At 38.4% G+C, this 18105-nt stretch carries 22 protein-coding genes; 13 read left to right on the top strand and 9 right to left on the bottom strand.

What is annotated here, in order from left to right; genetic code table 11:
* Positions 1–6: 6 nt before the first annotated feature.
* Both AC4IFE_RS15520 and AC4IFE_RS15525 read right to left on the bottom strand, forming a co-directional pair.
* Positions 7–720, bottom strand: a complete 714-nt coding sequence (locus AC4IFE_RS15520) for a phosphoadenylyl-sulfate reductase (RefSeq protein WP_490758049.1) — start codon at positions 718–720, stop codon at positions 7–9.
* Positions 721–804: 84 nt separating this feature from the next.
* The gene (locus tag AC4IFE_RS15525; RefSeq protein WP_490758050.1) at positions 805–1221 is read right to left on the bottom strand and encodes an RrF2 family transcriptional regulator; all 417 of its coding nucleotides are present in this window, start codon (positions 1219–1221) and stop codon (positions 805–807) included.
* A 156-nt stretch (positions 1222–1377) separates the two neighbouring features.
* Here AC4IFE_RS15525 and pepT point away from each other — a divergent pair, with 156 nt between their 5' ends.
* From pepT to AC4IFE_RS15555, 6 genes are all read left to right on the top strand, one after another.
* Positions 1378–2625 carry a peptidase T gene (gene pepT / locus AC4IFE_RS15530; protein ID WP_490758051.1) on the top strand — a complete coding sequence of 416 codons (1248 nt, stop codon included), beginning with the start codon at positions 1378–1380 and terminating at the stop codon, positions 2623–2625.
* Between the two features lie 5 nt (positions 2626–2630).
* Positions 2631–3200, top strand: a complete 570-nt coding sequence (locus tag AC4IFE_RS15535) for a hypothetical protein (protein ID WP_490758052.1) — start codon at positions 2631–2633, stop codon at positions 3198–3200.
* A gap of 161 nt (positions 3201–3361) precedes the next feature.
* The gene (locus AC4IFE_RS15540) at positions 3362–3595 is read left to right on the top strand and encodes a hypothetical protein (RefSeq protein WP_490758053.1); all 234 of its coding nucleotides are present in this window, start codon (positions 3362–3364) and stop codon (positions 3593–3595) included.
* Between the two features lie 147 nt (positions 3596–3742).
* Positions 3743–4336, top strand: coding sequence for a porin family protein (locus tag AC4IFE_RS15545; RefSeq protein WP_490758054.1), 594 nt, complete (start codon positions 3743–3745; stop codon positions 4334–4336).
* A 76-nt stretch (positions 4337–4412) separates the two neighbouring features.
* On the top strand, positions 4413–5474 hold the full coding sequence (locus AC4IFE_RS15550; RefSeq protein ID WP_490758055.1) for a sensor histidine kinase: 1062 nt from the start codon (positions 4413–4415) through the stop codon (positions 5472–5474).
* On the top strand, positions 5464–6198 hold the full coding sequence (locus tag AC4IFE_RS15555; RefSeq protein ID WP_490758056.1) for a LytR/AlgR family response regulator transcription factor: 735 nt from the start codon (positions 5464–5466) through the stop codon (positions 6196–6198). Before AC4IFE_RS15550 ends, AC4IFE_RS15555 begins: the two co-directional genes overlap by 11 nt.
* Before the next feature lie 160 nt (positions 6199–6358).
* On the opposite strand, the gene AC4IFE_RS15560 is transcribed toward AC4IFE_RS15555, so the two are convergent.
* From AC4IFE_RS15560 to AC4IFE_RS15570, 3 genes are all read right to left on the bottom strand, one after another.
* Positions 6359–7261: a DUF6268 family outer membrane beta-barrel protein gene (locus AC4IFE_RS15560; protein ID WP_490758057.1), complete on the bottom strand. Its 903-nt coding sequence runs from the start codon at positions 7259–7261 to the stop codon at positions 6359–6361.
* Positions 7262–7608: 347 nt separating this feature from the next.
* On the bottom strand, positions 7609–8670 hold the full coding sequence (thiL, locus tag AC4IFE_RS15565) for a thiamine-phosphate kinase (RefSeq protein ID WP_490758058.1): 1062 nt from the start codon (positions 8668–8670) through the stop codon (positions 7609–7611).
* Positions 8671–8738: 68 nt separating this feature from the next.
* Positions 8739–9230 carry an acyl-CoA thioesterase gene (locus AC4IFE_RS15570; RefSeq protein ID WP_490758059.1) on the bottom strand — a complete coding sequence of 164 codons (492 nt, stop codon included), beginning with the start codon at positions 9228–9230 and terminating at the stop codon, positions 8739–8741.
* Between the two features lie 326 nt (positions 9231–9556).
* On the opposite strand from AC4IFE_RS15570, the gene AC4IFE_RS15575 reads away from it, so the two are divergent.
* From AC4IFE_RS15575 to AC4IFE_RS15595, 5 genes are read left to right on the top strand one after another with little or no spacing between them, the layout of a single operon-like run.
* Positions 9557–10762, top strand: coding sequence for a BaiN/RdsA family NAD(P)/FAD-dependent oxidoreductase (locus AC4IFE_RS15575; protein ID WP_490758060.1), 1206 nt, complete (start codon positions 9557–9559; stop codon positions 10760–10762).
* Entirely contained in the window at positions 10759–11169 is a 411-nt protein-coding gene (locus AC4IFE_RS15580; protein ID WP_490758061.1) for an energy transducer TonB, read from the top strand. Before AC4IFE_RS15575 ends, AC4IFE_RS15580 begins: the two co-directional genes overlap by 4 nt.
* Positions 11170–11175: 6 nt before the next feature.
* Positions 11176–11814, top strand: coding sequence for a DUF2306 domain-containing protein (locus AC4IFE_RS15585; protein WP_490758062.1), 639 nt, complete (start codon positions 11176–11178; stop codon positions 11812–11814).
* Positions 11811–12728, top strand: coding sequence for a YARHG domain-containing protein (locus tag AC4IFE_RS15590; RefSeq protein WP_490758063.1), 918 nt, complete (start codon positions 11811–11813; stop codon positions 12726–12728). The genes AC4IFE_RS15585 and AC4IFE_RS15590 overlap by 4 nt, the downstream gene beginning before the upstream one ends.
* Positions 12694–13152, top strand: a complete 459-nt coding sequence (locus AC4IFE_RS15595; RefSeq protein WP_490758064.1) for an energy transducer TonB — start codon at positions 12694–12696, stop codon at positions 13150–13152. Before AC4IFE_RS15590 ends, AC4IFE_RS15595 begins: the two co-directional genes overlap by 35 nt.
* Here AC4IFE_RS15595 and AC4IFE_RS15600 read toward each other — a convergent pair.
* From AC4IFE_RS15600 to AC4IFE_RS15610, 3 genes are all read right to left on the bottom strand, one after another.
* Positions 13139–13537, bottom strand: coding sequence for a ribosomal maturation YjgA family protein (locus tag AC4IFE_RS15600; protein WP_490758065.1), 399 nt, complete (start codon positions 13535–13537; stop codon positions 13139–13141). The two genes, AC4IFE_RS15595 and AC4IFE_RS15600, sit on opposite strands and share 14 nt — an antisense overlap.
* 152 nt (positions 13538–13689) lie before the next feature.
* Positions 13690–14349: a thioredoxin family protein gene (locus AC4IFE_RS15605; RefSeq protein ID WP_490758066.1), complete on the bottom strand. Its 660-nt coding sequence runs from the start codon at positions 14347–14349 to the stop codon at positions 13690–13692.
* Between the two features lie 10 nt (positions 14350–14359).
* A complete protein-coding gene (locus AC4IFE_RS15610) occupies positions 14360–14848 on the bottom strand; it encodes a TlpA family protein disulfide reductase (RefSeq protein ID WP_490758067.1) in 489 nt (162 codons plus the stop codon).
* A gap of 138 nt (positions 14849–14986) precedes the next feature.
* Here AC4IFE_RS15610 and AC4IFE_RS15615 point away from each other — a divergent pair, with 138 nt between their 5' ends.
* Both AC4IFE_RS15615 and AC4IFE_RS15620 read left to right on the top strand, forming a co-directional pair.
* On the top strand, positions 14987–15151 hold the full coding sequence (locus AC4IFE_RS15615; protein ID WP_490758068.1) for a bacteriocin: 165 nt from the start codon (positions 14987–14989) through the stop codon (positions 15149–15151).
* 29 nt (positions 15152–15180) lie between these two features.
* Positions 15181–15339: a bacteriocin gene (locus tag AC4IFE_RS15620; protein WP_490758069.1), complete on the top strand. Its 159-nt coding sequence runs from the start codon at positions 15181–15183 to the stop codon at positions 15337–15339.
* A 90-nt stretch (positions 15340–15429) separates the two neighbouring features.
* Here the strand turns inward: AC4IFE_RS15620 and mutS are convergent, their stop codons facing one another.
* Positions 15430–18018, bottom strand: a complete 2589-nt coding sequence (gene mutS / locus AC4IFE_RS15625; protein WP_490758070.1) for a DNA mismatch repair protein MutS — start codon at positions 18016–18018, stop codon at positions 15430–15432.
* Positions 18019–18105 lie beyond the last annotated feature (87 nt).

Below are 18105 nucleotides of genomic sequence, written 5' to 3' on the forward strand. Positions count from 1 at the left end.
TTTTTTTTATTGATGAACATGTAAGCCGCATTCTTTCTTATCTGCATCTTCCCACCACCAGCGGCCGGCTCTGAAATCTTCCCCCTCTTTAATGGCCCTTGTACAGGGCTCGCATCCGATGCTTACAAATCCTTTTTTATGGAGGTAATTATAAGGCAGCTGATGGGTCTGAACATATTCTGCCACCTGCTGTGTAGTCCAGTGAAGAATGGGATGAAATTTAATGATCTGATGATCCGGATCCCATTCCAGCTGTGGCATCTGTCCCCTGCCCGCGGAATGTTCCGAACGTAAGCCCGTTATCCAGACTTTATACCCCTGAAGAGCTTTTTTCAGAGGCTGCACTTTTCTGATATTACAGCAGGCTTTTCTATTTTCCACAGACTGATAAAAGGAATCCGGCCCGTTTTCTGAGACGAATTGCTGCAGTGCTTCCGGATCCGGATAATAGGCTTTGATGTTCTTTTTGAAAAAAGCCCGTGAGGAGGTCCAGGTTTCATAGGTCTGCTCAAAAAGGCGTCCCGTATCGAGTGTGAAAATATCAATATCAAGGTTTTTTATCAGATGATTCACAACCTGGTCTTCATAGCTGAAGCTGGTAGAAAATATAACTTCCCCCGGAAATTTTTCTGCCAGAACCTGCAAAAAATCGGCATTTAAAACACCTGTAGAGGCATTTTCAAGTAGGCTATTAAATTCTATTTTCAGAGTATTTTCCATGTTGAATTGAAATTAACTTCTGCAAATATATATAAATCCCACTTATCCTACCAAATTAGTGGGATATAAAAATTAAAAAAATTTTCAACTGTTTTTTATAAAGGAAGTAAGGGTAGCTTCCATCATGCTTTTTCTGGTTTTTTCTCTCACGATAATCAGTTCATTTCTAAGATAGCACGTTGCCTCATCAACACAGTCGTCACAAGGTTCATAGAAATTCAATGAAATACAGGGTGTTAAAGCAATTGGTCCTTCAAAAATACGGTAGATATCTGCCAGTGAAATATCATCAGGCGATTTCAGCAGGTAATAACCGCCCGTTGTTCCCTGCTTGCTGTTGACCAGCTTGGCTCTTTTCAGCTCAAGAAGGATCTGTTCTAGAAATTTTTTGGAAATATTCTCATCCTGTGCGATAATAGCTGTTGACAAAAACCCCTGATTGTAGTTTTTTGCCAATCTGACCATTGCTTTCAAAGCATATTTGCAACGTTTGGACATCATAATTGATGCAAGTTATAACAATTTATTTGATTATCGAAATCACTGTTTGGAATTGAAAAACGGAAACGCTTTTACGGGTTGAAATATGCCAGAAAGATGGCCTAAATTTTAAATTTGAAAAATTTACATTGTATATTTGTTGGAAATTTATGATCGATGAGTATAATAGAATTCAACCCATTGTGGAAAGAGAAATTGCTGAACCGTTTTCTCGCTTATGTAAAGATATATTCAACCAGTGATGCGGAAAGCGAAGCAACTCCTTCTACTCCACGCCAGTGGGATATTGCAAATTATATTGCTGAAGAACTGAAAACAATCGGCCTGGCAGATGTTTCCATTGATGCCAACGGTTATATTATGGGCTATGTTCCTTCTAATTTAGAGAATGACGACAGGCCGACAATCGGGTTTATCTCACATTATGATACTTCTCCGGATTTCAGTGGAGAAAATGTAAAACCTCAGATTTGGGAAAACTATGACGGAGGTGATCTTCTTTTAAATGAAACTACCGGATTCACGCTGTCTTCTTCAAAATTTGAAAGCTTAAAAAAATATATCGGGCAAACGCTTATTACTACAGACGGAAATACGCTTTTGGGTGCAGATGATAAAGCGGGCTGTGCAGAAATAGTAACGGCTGCTGAATATCTTATTGCGCATCCTGAAATTAAGCACGGAAGAATTGCCGTAGGATTTACCCCGGATGAAGAGATCGGAAGAGGTGCCCATAAATTTGATGTGGCTAAATTCGGTGCAGAATGGGCCTATACTATGGATGGAAGCGAAGTGGGAGAATTGGAATATGAAAACTTCAATGCTGCAGGAGCTGTGGTAAAAATCCACGGATTGAGCGTTCACCCGGGTTATGCTTACGGAAAAATGATTAATGCCGGTCTTTTAGCCGCTGAATTTATCCAAATGCTTCCAGCGAATGAAACTCCGGCTACGACTAAAGGTTTTGACGGATTCTATCACTTAATGGATATTACGGCTGATATTTCTGAGGCTAAGCTTCAATATATCATTCGTGATCATGATGAGGAAAAGTATGAAGCCAGAAAAAAATTCATGGAAGAAAAAGTAGCTGAATTCAACCAAAAATATGGTGAAGGCACTGCTGAAGTGGAAATAAAGGAGCAGTACAGAAACATGAAGCAGCAGTTCGAAGGAAAAATGCACATCATAGATCTTGCTGCAAAGGCCATGAAAGAAGCAAATATAGAGCCTAAAATAAAAGCAATCCGGGGAGGTACGGACGGAGCTCAGCTTTCTTATATGGGGCTGCCATGTCCGAATATTTTCGCAGGCGGAATGAACTTCCACGGTCCTTATGAGTATGTTGCTCTGGAAAGCATGGAGAAAGCGGTTGAGGTCATCATTAATATTGTAAAAGCTTAATACTGATGAAAAGACTTTCAGCATTGGCATTCATCCTGTTTTTTGCGTTCAGCCAAGCTCAGATATCTGAATTTGAGAAGGCAGATTCGCGGTATGAAAGAAAAATAAAATCTTTATACAAGAAATATCCGAAACCTAATGATGAAAGGACTAAGCAGGAGTGGCTACTTACGGAAGAAAAGATATCGGCATACAAAAATGCCTTAGAGAAAATCTCTGAAGAGGAAAAGAAAACGATAAAGGATGTTCCGCCTCCTATCGCTCCCAAGATTACCAAGGAAGCTGAATATGAAACCGGAAAGGCTTCGTTTCAAAAGCTTTTAAATGATGCAGTGGATCTCAGTTTCCTGAACTTTGCAGTTAATCCTTATAAAATAACTTTAAAGTTCACTTTAGACTCTAAAGGGAATGCATATCATGTGAAAGTGAAGGGCAATAATGAAGATGTAAATGCATTTATAGAAGCTGGTTTTTACCGGATCAGAAATAAAGGCAAATGGAGACCGGCAGAATCAAATGGACAACCTGTTCTTTCTGTGGTCAATCTTCCTTTACAATTAAATTTCAGTAAATAAAAATAGATCAACCCATTGCAGATGCAGTGGGTTGTTTCTTTTGTGTTGTGCGAAGTTTTTATCTCTTATTTCTCCTGTTGATGAAAAGTATTTAATTTTTTGATTATATTTACCTATACATCAGACTATTAACTTACAAAAATCAATTTATTATGAGAAAAATGAAAAAACTATTAAGAAAGGACCTGTTAACGATTCTTGGTGCAGGTATCGATGGCTGTCATACGAACGGTGAATCTGCTTATTGCTGGACGGACTGTGACTGTGCTTTTGGAAGAGCCTGTGAAATGGATGATGATGGAAACCCGGGAAGATGTATCTCTGTAGGAAATCCCGGAGGTGGCGGAGGAGGAGGATGTAATCCACCATCTAATTGCGAAGAACAACCTTTTTAAAAAATACCATCGGAAGTACCCTCTTCCGATTTTTTTTGCTTTTCAGTTAAAAACAGATCCTTGTCAATGCATTTCTGCCATTCATCAAATAAAGTTTTATCCGGCTTGTGATAGTTGTTGTTTTGCATCAAATTATTACAGCAATTTATGAAACAGATTTTAGCACTAAGCTCATTTTTATTATGTATTACCTGCTCGGTTGAAACCAAAGCTCAGCAAACTCCAGCCTTCCACATCGGGATAAAGGGTGGCGCGACCTACACAAAAACCTCAGCGGCATCTTCTTCGCTAGAAGGGAAATACGGTTTTGGATATCAGGGAGGAGTTATGACAAGAATGGATATCGGAAGCCTGTATGTGCAAGGTGAAGCTTTATTTAACAAGAGAAAGACCTCTTACAATACCAAAGACGGAAGCTCTCCAAAGCTGACCTGGAATTCTATTGACATCCCAGTAGTAATTGGGTATAAATTTGTCAATACCAAGGATTTTAATGTAAGAGCATTTGCCGGTGGGGTTTACAGCTATGCGTTCAAAAACAATCTATCAACATCCAAATCATTGCAGGAAGGCTTTAAAAGCTTTGATAAATCAAACATCGGAATTACGGGAGGTATCGGGATAGATTATAAAAACTTTACGGCAGACCTGAGATATGAAACAGGACTTACAAGCATCAGTAAAGAGTTTAAATCTAAACCTAACGGCTTTAGTCTCGGAATAGGCTATTTCTTATTCTAAAAACTTAAATTATCTTTACTTATTAGAAACTGTGCCCCTGCAGTTTCTAATTTTTTATTAATCTACTTATTTCTCCATGACCAAACCATTTATTTTAAGAGAATATATTTTTATTATCATTTTCTGGCTTGTATTTGCAGCAGCAGTATATATTAATTTACAGGCTACTTCTGAAAAGGCTTCTTCCATCTATCAGACTATTGCTCTGGTCATTACCTCATTTTTTCTGACTCATTTTCTTACGACAAAGCTTCTTCCAAAAGCCTTACGGTCGAAAAAGATGAAGTTATTTCTGATCCATGTCACAGGATCTGTACTTTTATTAAGCTTTATTTATTCCCTGATCTTTACATATATTGAGATCAACTCAAAAAATCAGCTTCCTGATCATTTTATTGATCATCTTCCTTTTTTATGGCAGGGATTCTATCTTGCCCTTCCCGCTTCATTTCTCATCAACGGATCTACCTGCGGGATCAAATTTTACCAGGAGCACGGAAAAATAGAACGGGATCATATTCTTCTTCAGCAGGCTCATTTAGAAAATCAGCTCAAGCTGCTGCAGGATCAGATCAATCCTCATGTGGTTTTCAATATTCTGAATCATATTCATATTCTGATGAAAGCGGATACAAAACTTGCTGATTATCTGCTGCTCAAATTTTCAGACATTCTCCGTTACCAGCTCTATCACTGCAGCCAGAGCCTGGTTCCGCTGGATAAGGATATTGAACATCTGCAGAATCTGGTAGAAGTTGAGAAATTAAGATGGGGAAATGAGCTGGAAGTAAATGCAGACTGGAATATCGGAAACAGCAGATCATTTATTGCTCCTCTCCTTCTGGTTTCATTTATCGAGAATGCATTTAAATATGTCTGCAGACTGCCTGGTCATAAGGGCTATGTAAAGATTTCCTGTATAGAAAAAGACGGTTTTCTTTTGTTTTATGCTGAAAACTCTTATTCAGAACCGGCAACTTATAAAAAGAAGGACGGTTCCGGCGGAATTGGCCTTCAAAATGTGCAAAAGCGTTTAAAATTACAGTATCCGAATGCCCACGAACTTACGATTACGGCAGCTGATAATATATACAAAGTAACCCTAACCTTACAATTATCTGACACTAATGAGCAGTAATATCCCTAAAATGAAATGTCTGATCATCGATGATGAACCTTTGGCCAGATTTCACCTTAAAGAACTGGCAGACCAGATCGACTTTTTATCCGTTGAAGGCACCTGCGCCACAGCACTGGAAGCCGATGCAATCGTAAAGGAAAAAGAAATTGATCTTCTTTTTCTGGATATTAATATGCCTTACTTAAGCGGTCTTGAGTTCCTGGAACAGCTTGAAAATCCACCTTTATGCATCCTTACAACAGCCTATTCCGAATATGCCCTGGAAGGCTACCGCCTGCAGGTTGTAGATTATCTTCTGAAACCCATTGCTTTTAACCGTTTCTATCAGGCGGTAAATAAAGCGCAACAGCAATTTATTGTTTCTGAAAAGATGAAGAAGAATTCTCCTTTTGACGATCCTTTTCTGTATGTCAGACAGTCTGACACCTTTATAAAAGTGTCCTGGGTAGATATTCTGTATGTCGAAAGTATGCAAAACTACACCAAGCTGCAATTTAAAGACAAATCCCTGGTGATTCACCAGACCATGAAGGCTATTGAAGAATCGCTGCCTTCAGAACATTTTTTCAGGATCCACAAATCTTTCCTGATCAACATCACCCACATCGACATGATCTCAGGGGGACGTCTTTACATCAATAAAACCGAGCTTCCCATTTCCCGTACACGAAAGGAGGAACTGCTTAATCAGGTAGTGTATAAGAAGCTTATTAGCAAATAGAAAGGAAGAGGGAAGCTGGGAGAGAGAAGTTATTGCTGTCGAAAATTAAATAATTTTCTTTTTCATTTGAATCTAAAAGGACACTAATAATCAATAGACTAAAAGCGAAAAACTGTTGGATAGCCAGCTCCATCTTCCTGCTCCCATCTTCCATCTTAATTTAAGGCAAATTCCATCTCAGTGATACGGCTGCATAAAATGTGCTGGCAAACTTGGGGTCATCCATTTTTTTGTCTTTAAAGATACTTTTGATCTTTCTGTCGTTCTCATTGAAACTCCTCAGCAGTGCTGTTCCTCCTGTAAGACGAAGGCTTAGCTTGTCATTCAGCTTGAGTTCCGGCCTGATTCCGGCTGTGATCTGTTGGTACCCTAACAACATGGATTTTCCGTCTTTATTTCTTTCTACCGTCATCCCGCTGAGGTTTACAACAGCTTTTAAAGCAAATTTGTCTGAAAACAGGTAACCCGCCTCCATTCCTTCCGGGAAGTTGATGTTGAATTTAATCTTACCATTGGTTTTCCAGTCGAAATAGATCCACGGTAATATCATAGGAACTCCAAAGGCAGTTGTCAATACAGGCCCTCCTCCCAAAGCCAGATTGGGATTGAAGTGTCTGATAAATAATATTCCTCCCTGTCCGAGAATATCATCAGAACTTATCTGCTCAAGATCGGTGTACACTCCTACTGTAGCGGTCATCATCATGCTCCATTTTTTTCCTAATGGTCTTATGTGCTGGATTCCGGCTTGTGCATTCAGCATCTGGTCAGGAAACAGCTGCTTTTCATAATCTTTGTGGGCCATTTTTGCGTATGACCCGCTAAGTAAAAGTGACCAGGCCTTCACCTTGCCGCTGCTGTCTTTTTTTACGGACAATGGAATGCTGAGATTAAGATCTGCTCTTTTAAAGTCACTTTTAGAATGGGTTTTCACACTGTCTTCGGGACGGATGTACCTGGAAAAAGGGATATATTCAGTCTTAAGCTCTCCCGATATTCCGGATTGTGCACTGACCCAATATCCGAGCAGGCAGCAGGCAGCTGCCAAAAGATTTCTCTTCATAATTTAAATTTTATGCAAAGAGAGACTTTTAAGGAACGGTCACAAAAATTACTTGATTAAGTGCTCAAATGATATGACCAAACGGAAAAACATCATGATAATTGACAAATCGTACTTCTCCCTATCTGAGATAAAACCTGCTGGTTTTGCAGACTAATCTGTTCAGTGATGATAAATTCAGGTCTAAGTGGCTGTTCTCTTTTACATGGCTGAACTATAAATTTTTCTTTCGGAGGATAAATGTTTTTTAATTAACATTCAAACACAATATAATGCCTTGAAAAAAAACAAAAACCACAGTACTTTTTGCTGTGGTTCCTACAATATTCAAATAAAATAATTCTAATTTATTTTTGCTGGCTGTTTAAAAAAGCATCCCACCCCTGTGCTGTAAGGGGAACAAGCTGGTTGGAGCCTCTTGCAACCATATAGTTGCCTTCTTCATTGTCTACCGCATGACCAATGATCGTAAAATCAGGGTGATTCTTAATTTTATCAAAATCATTTGGGGAAATGGTGAACAAGAGTTCATAGTCTTCACCACCGCTTAATGCAGTCATTACCGGGTTAAGGTTCATTTCGTCAGCCGTGGAAATCGTAAGACTGTCCATCGGGATCTTTTCTTCATACAGTCTGAATCCGGTTTTCGACTGGTCAGAAAGATGCAGAATCTCAGAAGCCAGACCATCAGAAATATCGATCATTGAAGTAGGTTTGATATCCAGTTCTTCCAGGATTATTTTTACATCTGTTCTCGCTTCGGGTTTAAGCTGTCTTTCAAGGATATAGTCATAGCCTTCCATTTCCGGCTGCATATTAGGATTTGCAAGGAAAACGGCATGCTCTCTTTCAAGAATCTGCAGTCCCATATAGGCACCACCCAAATCTCCGCTTACCACCAGAAGGTCGTTCGGTTTTGCCCCGCTTCTTTTTACAATATTCTCTTCACTTTCAAGTCCGACAGCCGTGATGCTCATAACAAGTCCGGAATTTGAGCTTGTGGTATCTCCACCAATAAGATCAACTTTATATCTTGCACAAGCAGCCTGAATTCCGGAATAAATTTCTTCCAGAGCTTCTACCGGAAAACGGCTGGAAACGGCCATAGAAACCAAAATCTGTGTAGGCACGGCGTTCATTGCTGCAATATCGCTGAGGTTTACCACAACAGCTTTGTATCCTAAATGCTTTAAAGGAACATAGCCCAAATTAAAATGAACCCCTTCCGCAAGGACGTCCGTTGTAAGAACAACTCTTTTATTTTCAGGATTGATAACTGCGCCGTCATCTCCTACTCCGAGTTCAGATGACTCATTGGAGAGTGGAAAATATTGCGTCAAATGTTTTATAAGGCCAAATTCTCCTAATTTAGAGATTGGCGTCAGTTCCTGTGATTTATCTTCAAACATAATTTTTTGTATTAATGTCCAGGGTAAAATGTATAGATGACATTCAACTTTGAACCGTGAACTTTGAATTAATTAAATTCTGCCGGATCCACATTATCAGGCTTAAAAGGAAGCTTTTTGAAGTCTTCCCTGCTCATTACAATGGTTTCAGGGCTTTTGTATTTATTCATTGCTTCTACCACATCATCCGGTGGCGTCGTCATTTTTCTCAGCATCATATCGATCCATACTCCTGTAGCCTCTGCAGTCGCACAGTGCACTCCGTCCGGCGTATAGAATTTATGGAGAAATCTGTAGATTGAAGAATCTTCCGAACATCCGTCGATCTCAAGGCTTACGATAACCGTCTGATCGGCGTAGATCTCCTTGAAAAAAGAATATCTTTCATGAAGAATCACGGGCCCGATTCCCCATCGGCTCAGCTGGGTAACGCCCATTTTTTCTTTGGTCATAAAGGCCATTCTGGACTGGGCACAATACTGTACATATGATGAATTGGCTAAGTGCTTGTTGGCATCAAGATCACTCCAGCGTACTTCGAATTTGTGGTAAAAAATCATGTAAATAAGTTTTAAATATGCTCTATAAAGTTCTTTCCATTTTTCAACCACAAAAGGCACACAAGATATTGACATTTTAAAATAAACTAAGCTGATAAGCATGCTATATAGAAGATTACATAAGAAAATCAAAGATTTTCAAAAATTTAAGTGTTCTGTAAACTCTATCAATAAATCTTAAGTGTTACAAAAGCTTTTCTGCCTTTTGTGGTTAATAATTTAAACTTTAAAGTTCAAAAATTATAATCTTCAAAATTACTCAAATAAGATGGTTTATAAAAATTGTACTTTTGAAAAAATAATCTTCAGCATAGGATTACCATTACATGAAACAGATCATCATTATCGGAGGCGGTGCGGCAGGCTTTTTCTGCGCATCGAATCTAGACGAGAAAAAATACAATATCACCATCCTGGAACAGAATTCGGATGTACTTCAGAAGGTGAAAATTTCAGGTGGCGGGCGCTGCAATGTGACGCATGCCTGTTTTGATCCAAGGGAACTGGTTCAGTTTTATCCAAGGGGAAATAAAGAACTTCTAAGTGTTTTCACCAAATTTCAGCCGGGAGACACCATGGATTGGTTCGATCAGCGCAGCGTTCCTTTAAAAATAGAGAATGATAACCGCGTTTTTCCGGAAAGCAATTCCTCACAAACCATTATCCATACTTTCCAGAATGAAATTCAGAATAAAAAGGTAGAGGTTAAAACAAAATGTTCCGTAAAAGAAATAGAAAAGCAGGATGAAAAATATCTGGTAAAAACAAGTTTAGGCGATTTTGAGGCAGATTATATCATTTATACAACCGGAAGTTCTCCGAAGTCCTTGAAGATCGTTGAAAACCTGGGCCATAAGATTGTGGATCTCGTTCCTTCGCTTTTTACCTTTAATATCAAAGATGAGTTGTTACAGGATATTCCGGGAACCAGCTTTGAGAATGCAGAGGTTTCAATTCCTTCCCTAAAAACGGAAGAAAGCGGCCCTTTGCTGATTACGCACTGGGGGCTTTCAGGGCCTGCGGTACTGAAAATTTCTGCATGGGAAGCCATAAGTCTCGCAAAAGCAAAGTATCAATTTGAAATTGAAGTGAATTTTATTTCAAAATCTGTGGATGAGGCTGAAGAAAGTTTCCATAACTTTAAACAGTCTAATCCGAAAAAGACAATTGGACAGGCAAAAATTTTTGAAATCACCAACCGGTTCTGGCAGAAAATATTGGATGTTTCAAAAGTTGATCTTAACAAACAGGTCTCCAATATTTCAGCTAAAGAAATGCAGAAGATCCTTGAAAACCTTTGCAGAAAAAAATTGAAAGTGACCGGAAAATCTACTTTTAAAGACGAATTTGTAACTGCCGGAGGTGTTGATTTAAAGGAAATTAACTTCAAAAACATGTCTTCAAAACTGCTCCCGAATTTTCACATCGCCGGAGAGGTTTTAAATATTGATGCTGTGACGGGAGGTTTCAATTTTCAGGCATGCTGGAGTGAGGGATGGCTTATTGCACAACATTTAAATAATTTATCATGATGAAAAAAATAATATTATTCATCTTATTTTTAAGTACAATAACAGCATATACGCAAACACTTGACACTATAAAAACACCTTCTGTTCAAAATATTTCAGAAGGCTCTGATACTTTACGATACCCTGGGGGGCTGATGAAATTCCGAAAAGATCTTGCGGATAAAATAAAACTGAACCGAATAAAAGGGATCAATAGTATGACAGGTACCATCACTTCGAAAGCAAAAATTACAGTTAATGCAAAAGGTAAAATAGAAGATATCTTAGTAACCGGAGACAATGCTGATTTCAATAAAGAAATAGTAAGAGCTATAAAATCTTTGAAACCCAAATTGAAGCCCCTGGAATCCAATGGAAAGATTCTTCGAAGCTATTATAGTTTTCCTCTCACTCTAAACTTTGAATAACGAACAATGATCCCTGCTAAAAGAAATATTTTTTCCATTTTTAAAATCCTTCTCATCATAGGGTTTGGATATTTCTTTTGGTTGATGATTAAAATCACACTGGAATATATTCCGTTCAATCCTAATGTAAGCTTTCTGATGATCAAGCAGACAGAAGTTCAGGACAGACCGGAATATCTTTCCTTTTTCTATACACATGTATATACCAGTATTTTTGTGCTCCTTTCAGGATTTTTGGCTATCCTGCGAAAGGATTTTGGCCTTAGAAACTTTCATAAAAATATTGGCAAAGTCTATATTTTTTTAATTCTGATCCTTGCTGCTCCGTCTGGAATTTATATGGGATTTTTTGCCAACGGAGGCTTTTTATCTAAAATTTCGTTCGTTATTCTAGGGTCCCTTTGGTGGTTTACTACATATAAAGCCTATCAATCGGCAAGAAAAAAAAGATTTAAAGAACATAAGCAGTGGATGTGGCGAAGCTTTGCGCTTAGTTTATCTGCCCTTACTTTACGGATCTGGAAAGTTATTATCGTATATTTATTCCATCCCAATCCTATGGATGTCTACCAGATCATTGCATGGCTGGGCTGGATCCCCAATATCCTTTTAATTGAATATCTAATAACAAAAAAACATCTATGAAAATTTTAAATTACACCCTTGCTTCCTTACTGACAGTTTCCCTGTTGAGCTGTAAGAAGGACGGAAAGATGAACGGAACAGAAAAAGATTCTGTAATTGCCAAAAAGGATTCAGCAGTAGTTCCTGAGATTTATAAAGAATATTACGGAATTTATATGGGTGATTTTGCCGGTAAGGAAATGATTACTGCTGAAGACGGTGAGGAATATGAGGATTATGTCAATAAGAGAATTTCTCTGAAGATCAACAGGATAACCAAAGACAGTGTCTACGGACAGAGCATTGTGAATGGAAACCAGCGTCCTTTCAGAGGTATTTTTAACGAAAGTACAAAATCTTTCGTATTGGATGAGCCCGGAAATGACAAAACAGACGGCAGGTTTGAAGTGAAATTAAGTGGCGACAGCATCACCGGAAAGTGGAATGCTTTTAATAAAGCTGCAGTAAAATCGCCTTTAAAAACCATTAAGCTTTCAAAAAAGGCGTTTGTATACAATCCGAATTTCATGCTGGATAAGGATTCTGATCTGGTTGACTGGGCCAATCCTAAAGATTTTGTGGAAAAATATACGGATGAGGAAACCGGAAAGACGGAAAGCTATACCACCTCTAAAAACAGAGTGGCTTCCGAAGCTATTTTTAGCCTGAATGCTTCTAAGCAGAAACTGACTGAGAAAGACCTTAAAAACTTGCGGAAAATAGATCTTGAGATCATCAAAAATTCTGTTTTTGCAAGACATGGTTATTCCTTCAAAAAGGAAACCTACAGATATTTCTTTGAGCAGACGGACTGGTATATTCCTGTTTCAAATAATGTTGACAAGGAACTTTCGCCAATGGAAAAAGATAATGTTGCTTTGCTTAACCGTTTTATAAAATATGCTGAAGATAAATATGACAGTTTTGGCAGATAACTTTTATCCTATAAAAAAATATTTGCTTCTCATTCTTCTGTTCTGTACGGCTTCTATAGCTGCGCAAAAAGATTCAACGGTCATTCCGGTATCGAAACCATCGGCAGATGTGGTGTCCAAACCAAGTCAATCCGCTGCGTTTCCTGGCGGGCATCAGGCATTTGTAAAGGAAATTTTAAAGAATTTCCGGACCTCCGGATTGGTAAAAGCGGAAATCATGAGAGCAAAAGCTGTTGCTATTTTTATTGTAGACGCAGAGGGAAATATGACAGATATTAAAATAGAATCCTATGAATATAAAATGGTGAAAGATGAGTTTCTGAGAGCTCTGAAAATGGTGAAAACACAATGGATTCCTGCTGAACAGGATGGCAAAAAAGTCCGGAGCACCATGAGACAGCCTTTGGTATTCAGCCTGCAATAGTCTTTTCCTTTTTTCCCGGATTTAGTTTTACAAAAATACAGAGCAACACACATCCCGCGATATAACACAGAATATCGATCCAGGAGAAAGAATTTCCAATTACAATATACATCAGGCTTCCAGGACGGAAGCCTAGTTTTTCTGCAACATTGAAGTATTGCGCAAATTCCACAATACAGGAAAAAATTAAAATCCCTAGGATAAGCTTTTCATCATTGATCTTGACAAAGGTTTTAGCAAATGTGTAAACAAGCATAACGACGATCACATCACCAAGATAAGCTCTTACAAAGAAAATATCCGCCAGTTTTGTAGCAATCAGGACCTCTGTAAGAAAGATAACAATAGTAAGAAGAAGATAGGTAAGGCTGAATTTAAATTTCATGTGTTTAGATTTCGGCTAAAGCCTTTAACTGATTATTAGTTAAGCGGGCTAAAGCCCGCTCCTATTGAATAATGCAGCAGAATTCAATTTTTAGCGATAAAAAATCGGTATTCTTGGAATACCGATTCAGTATAGATGGTAAAGCAAAGATATTATTTCTTTACTTTAATTGTACATCCTATAGCTACTGTTTTTGTCATTTTCACAGGCTCGCCTTTGATCAGAGCGTTGACAGCATCCTGAACATAATATTCTGATACATCGTCCGGATTTTCATAATTGTTGTCGATGGCACCGATATATTTTACAATATTTTTCCCGTTTTCTTTTTGAAGGACAAAAACATGAGGCGTTTTTGTGGCTCCGTAAAGTGGGTATATCTTTTGTCCTTCATCTACAAGATAAGGAAAAGTAAAGCCTTTCTGCTTTGCTCTTTCGATCATTTGCTTGTAGCCATCTTCCGGCTGTATATTGGGATCATTTGGATTAATGGCAATAACCGGATAGCCCTGATCCTTGAACTTTTTATCCAGCTCCACGATCCTTTCTTCATACTTTTTCGCGTATGGGCAATGGTTGCAGGTAAATACTAGTATAAATCCTTTCGCACTTTTAAAATCGATTAAAGAGACCATTTTTCCATCAATATTCTTCAGCTTAAAATCAGCGGCCTCATCCCCGACTTCATATCCTTTTACAGAAGTGTTTGCAGATATTTGCTGAGAAAACTCAGCTTTGTTGCCTGTTGTTGAAAAACTCAGAAGTCCGAGCACGGTAATACATGCAGCCATTAAAATTTTCAGATTTTTCATATGATATTTTTTATTTTAAATTGTTATTGATGGTCTTTTCCAGGTCTTCCTTACTCATTTCACCATCATTGAAATGCACTTTTTCTCCATTTTTATAGAAGATCGTCACCGGAATATTTCCGTCCCATTCTTTTTCAAACCTGGGGATCCAGGTATTCATTCTTTTAATATCATCCAGCAGGACTACTTCTGCCGTAAGATTTTTATTATTTATAAATTTCAATACTCTTCCTTTATCCACTAGCCTGTCCAATGAAACCAAAATCATTTTAAAGTTTGGCTGATCTTTCAATTTATTATTGATCTCCATAAAATGCGGCAGTTCTTTCACACAAGGTGCACAGGTAGTCGCCCAGAAATTGACAACCAGCAACTTATCATTATCCTTCTGAATACGTTTTTCAAGGTCTTCATATTTCATAACGGAAACTTCTGTCTGTTGTGCACCCATGGCAGCATAAGCTACAAAAAGGATAAATATGGCTAATAAATTCTTCATGCTTAAAATTAGTAAATGCTTTTCTTTTCCTAAGTATCAATCTGTTAAACTTTGTTAATGATTTTTATTTTTTTTATCACCATTGATAGAATTATATAAAATAAAATGTAAATTAGCTACAACCAAATTAAAATTATTATGAAAAAATCAAATCTTCAACCCAGAAAGCTTTCAAAAAAAGAATTGAAAGAAATCAGTGGAGGCCTTAGACCTGTATGTCCCAGAGTCGTAAGCTGTATTGACCCGGAGACCGGAGTAGAATTGTATGGCGTTTATGGTATTCAGGATGGATACTGTTGTTAAGAATTTAAATCAACTACAAAACAATTGATATGAAAAAATCAACCTTCCAAAGCAGAAAACTCACAAAAAAAGAGCTGAAAGAGATCAACGGAGGCGCTTCATGTGCCGAAGGCCTGTGTAAACTCAGAGGAGTACCCAGTCATTTCATGATTATCGGACCGAAAGGCAGTGATGGATACTGCTGTTAATCGCTATAATAAAAATATGAATGACCGGAATTTATCCGGTCATTTCCTTATATTTAGATTGATACAGATTGATCAAAAAGGCTACTCAAGCTAACCTCCAATCATTTTTTTTATCGAATTCAGCTTCATTAATGCTTCAATTGGTGTTAATGTATTGATGTCTATTTTCGTGAGTTCTTCACGTATGTTTTCCAGAACAGGATCATCCAGCTGGAAAAAAGAGAGCTGCATATTTTCTTCGGTTACCCTTTTGATGCTTTCGGAAGTTCCCGTACTCTGTGTGCGGCTGGCTTCAAGGGTCTTCAGGATCTCATTGGCCCTGTTGACCACTTTTGCAGGCATTCCCGCAAGTTTGGCCACGTGAATACCGAAGCTGTGTTCACTTCCTCCCGGAATCAGTTTTCTTAAGAAAATGATATTTCCTTTATTTTCCTGTATGGAAACATGGAAGTTTTTCACTCTTTCAAAATTAACGGTCATTTCGTTCAGCTCATGGTAATGCGTCGCAAATAAAGTTTTCGCCTGCGTAGGATGCTGGTGAAGGTATTCTGCAATAGCCCACGCAATAGAAACCCCATCATAAGTAGATGTTCCACGTCCGATCTCATCTAAAAGGATCAGGCTGCGTTCTGAGATATTATTCAAAATATTCGCAGCTTCGTTCATTTCTACCATAAAAGTAGATTCACCTGCAGAAATATTATCCGTCGCTCCTACCCTTGTAAAAATTTTATCCAGAATCCCAATTTCAGCATGTTTTGCAGGAACAAAACTTCCAATTTGAGCCAGAAGACACACAATAGCCGTCTGGCGCAGAATTGCCGACTTACCGGCCATGTTTGGACCTGTCACCATGATGATCTGCTGGGAATCTTTGTCTAAAAATATATCGTTGGGAATGTATTTTTCTCCCAAAGGAAGCGCATTTTCAATAATCGGGTGCCTTGCTTCTTTTAAATCAATGGCATAGCCCTGGTTAAGAACCGGTTTCGTATAGCTTTCAGAAACAGCAAGTTCTGATAATCCTACAGCAACATCAAGCTGTGCAATAATATTGGAATTCCCCTGTATCTGGTCCATATAGACCATTGTTTCAGAGCATACATTTCTATAAAGCTCATTTTCCAGAATACTTATTTTTTCTTCGGCTCCCAGGATCTGGCTTTCGTATTCTTTCAGCTCTTCGGTAATGTAACGTTCTGCATTCACAAGCGTTTGTTTTCTCAGCCAATCAGCGGGAACTTTGTCTTTGTGGGCATTTCTTACTTCTATATAATATCCGAAAACATTATTAAAATCAATTTTAAGGCTGGAAATTCCTGTTCTTTCTATTTCTCTCTGGCACATTTCGTCCAGAAAACCGCGGCCTTTGCTTTGAAGGTTTCTCAACCGGTCAAGCTCTTCCGAAATACTTTCTTTAATAATATTTCCTTTGGAAATGTTCACAGGAAGTTCTTCATTGAGATGATTCTGTAGAAATTTGATCAGTTCATCCATATCAAACAACGGATCCAGCCAGGCCAGAACATCTGCATGCGGATGAAGCAATGCTTTGATCTGATGAATATTAATCAGACTTTGGCGCAGATAGCCCAGTTCTTTCGGGGATATCTTTTCTGCAGCCAGTTTTCCCATCAGACGGTCCAGGTCTGAGATGGATTTCAGCAGCTGGCAGATCTCATATTTCAGATGATCATGCTCATTCAGGAAATCAATCAGGGAAAGTCTTCTCATAATCTCTTCCACAGATTTTAACGGAAGAATGATTCTTCTTCTCAACAACCTTCCACCCATCGGGGTAGAGGTCTTATCAATAATATCCAGGAGTGATTTTCCCTGTGGATTGCTTGGATAAACAATTTCAAGGTTTCTCAGGGTAAAGTTGTCCATCATCAGGTAATCTTCCTGTGGAATGATCTGAAGCTTTGTGATATGGGCCAGCAGATTGTGGTGTGTATCTTCTACCAGGTAAGCGAAAATGGCTCCCGCTGCTGTAATAGCCAGTGGAAGACTTTCTGTACCAAAACCTTTTAAAGAATTCGTTTTAAAATGGGAAGTCAGTTTTTCGTAAGCAAAATTATACTGGAAAGCCCAGTCCTCAAGCTTAAAGGCACTTTTATTTTTGAGCTGTTCCGGTAGCTGAACACTTCTTTGATACACAATTTCACTGGGATCAAAAGTATTGATGATATGCAGGATCTTTTCCAGATTTCCTTCGCTCACCAAAAACTCGCCGGTAGAAACATCTACCATGGCAATTCCGTACTTCTCTTTTTCTTTATGCAGAGAAAGAAGGAAATTATTCTTTTTTGAATTTAATACCTGGTCGTTGAAGGTAACTCCTGGTGTCACAAGTTCTGTAACGCCTCTTTTTACAATTCCTTTGACCATTTTCGGATCTTCCAGCTGATCACAGATGGCAACTCTCATTCCGGCCCTTACCAATTTTGGAAGATAGGAGTCTACTGAATGGTGTGGAAATCCCGCCAACTCTATATGCCCTTCTCCATTGGCTCTTTTGGTAAGAACAATGCCCAGGATCTGAGATGTTCTTACAGCATCCTGCCCAAATGTTTCATAAAAGTCTCCTACCCTGAACAACAGCAGTGCATCAGGGTATTTAGCCTTGATGGTATTATACTGTGTCATTAACGGGGTTTCCTTCTTCGTTTTTGCCATAATAAAAAATGAGCCCCAAATTTAATTAAAATAAATTCAGGGTTGGAAATTGTGATGAAAATTAATCTCGCTATGGGGATCAAAAAT

Source organism: Chryseobacterium sp. UF-81 (assembly GCF_058245105.1).

Bases quoted from the DNA above. Each gene is read 5' to 3' on its own strand.
- AC4IFE_RS15555 (WP_490758056.1), top strand. From the start codon at position 5,464: ATGAGCAGTAATATCCCTAAAATGAAATGTCTGATCATCGATGATGAA.
- AC4IFE_RS15585 (WP_490758062.1), top strand. From the start codon at position 11,176: ATGATCCCTGCTAAAAGAAATATTTTTTCCATTTTTAAAATCCTTCTC.
- AC4IFE_RS15540 (WP_490758053.1), top strand. From the start codon at position 3,362: ATGAAAAAACTATTAAGAAAGGACCTGTTAACGATTCTTGGTGCAGGT.
- pepT (WP_490758051.1), top strand. From the start codon at position 1,378: ATGAGTATAATAGAATTCAACCCATTGTGGAAAGAGAAATTGCTGAAC.
- AC4IFE_RS15595 (WP_490758064.1), top strand. From the start codon at position 12,694: ATGCTGAAGATAAATATGACAGTTTTGGCAGATAACTTTTATCCTATA.
- AC4IFE_RS15600 (WP_490758065.1), bottom strand. From the start codon at position 13,537: ATGAAATTTAAATTCAGCCTTACCTATCTTCTTCTTACTATTGTTATC.
- AC4IFE_RS15545 (WP_490758054.1), top strand. From the start codon at position 3,743: ATGAAACAGATTTTAGCACTAAGCTCATTTTTATTATGTATTACCTGC.
- mutS (WP_490758070.1), bottom strand. From the start codon at position 18,018: ATGGCAAAAACGAAGAAGGAAACCCCGTTAATGACACAGTATAATACC.
- thiL (WP_490758058.1), bottom strand. From the start codon at position 8,670: ATGTTTGAAGATAAATCACAGGAACTGACGCCAATCTCTAAATTAGGA.
- AC4IFE_RS15550 (WP_490758055.1), top strand. From the start codon at position 4,413: ATGACCAAACCATTTATTTTAAGAGAATATATTTTTATTATCATTTTC.
- AC4IFE_RS15560 (WP_490758057.1), bottom strand. From the start codon at position 7,261: ATGAAGAGAAATCTTTTGGCAGCTGCCTGCTGCCTGCTCGGATATTGG.
- AC4IFE_RS15615 (WP_490758068.1), top strand. From the start codon at position 14,987: ATGAAAAAATCAAATCTTCAACCCAGAAAGCTTTCAAAAAAAGAATTG.
- AC4IFE_RS15580 (WP_490758061.1), top strand. From the start codon at position 10,759: ATGATGAAAAAAATAATATTATTCATCTTATTTTTAAGTACAATAACA.
- AC4IFE_RS15535 (WP_490758052.1), top strand. From the start codon at position 2,631: ATGAAAAGACTTTCAGCATTGGCATTCATCCTGTTTTTTGCGTTCAGC.
- AC4IFE_RS15620 (WP_490758069.1), top strand. From the start codon at position 15,181: ATGAAAAAATCAACCTTCCAAAGCAGAAAACTCACAAAAAAAGAGCTG.
- AC4IFE_RS15575 (WP_490758060.1), top strand. From the start codon at position 9,557: ATGAAACAGATCATCATTATCGGAGGCGGTGCGGCAGGCTTTTTCTGC.
- AC4IFE_RS15610 (WP_490758067.1), bottom strand. From the start codon at position 14,848: ATGAAGAATTTATTAGCCATATTTATCCTTTTTGTAGCTTATGCTGCC.
- AC4IFE_RS15570 (WP_490758059.1), bottom strand. From the start codon at position 9,230: ATGATTTTTTACCACAAATTCGAAGTACGCTGGAGTGATCTTGATGCC.
- AC4IFE_RS15525 (WP_490758050.1), bottom strand. From the start codon at position 1,221: ATGATGTCCAAACGTTGCAAATATGCTTTGAAAGCAATGGTCAGATTG.
- AC4IFE_RS15520 (WP_490758049.1), bottom strand. From the start codon at position 720: ATGGAAAATACTCTGAAAATAGAATTTAATAGCCTACTTGAAAATGCC.
- AC4IFE_RS15605 (WP_490758066.1), bottom strand. From the start codon at position 14,349: ATGAAAAATCTGAAAATTTTAATGGCTGCATGTATTACCGTGCTCGGA.
- AC4IFE_RS15590 (WP_490758063.1), top strand. From the start codon at position 11,811: ATGAAAATTTTAAATTACACCCTTGCTTCCTTACTGACAGTTTCCCTG.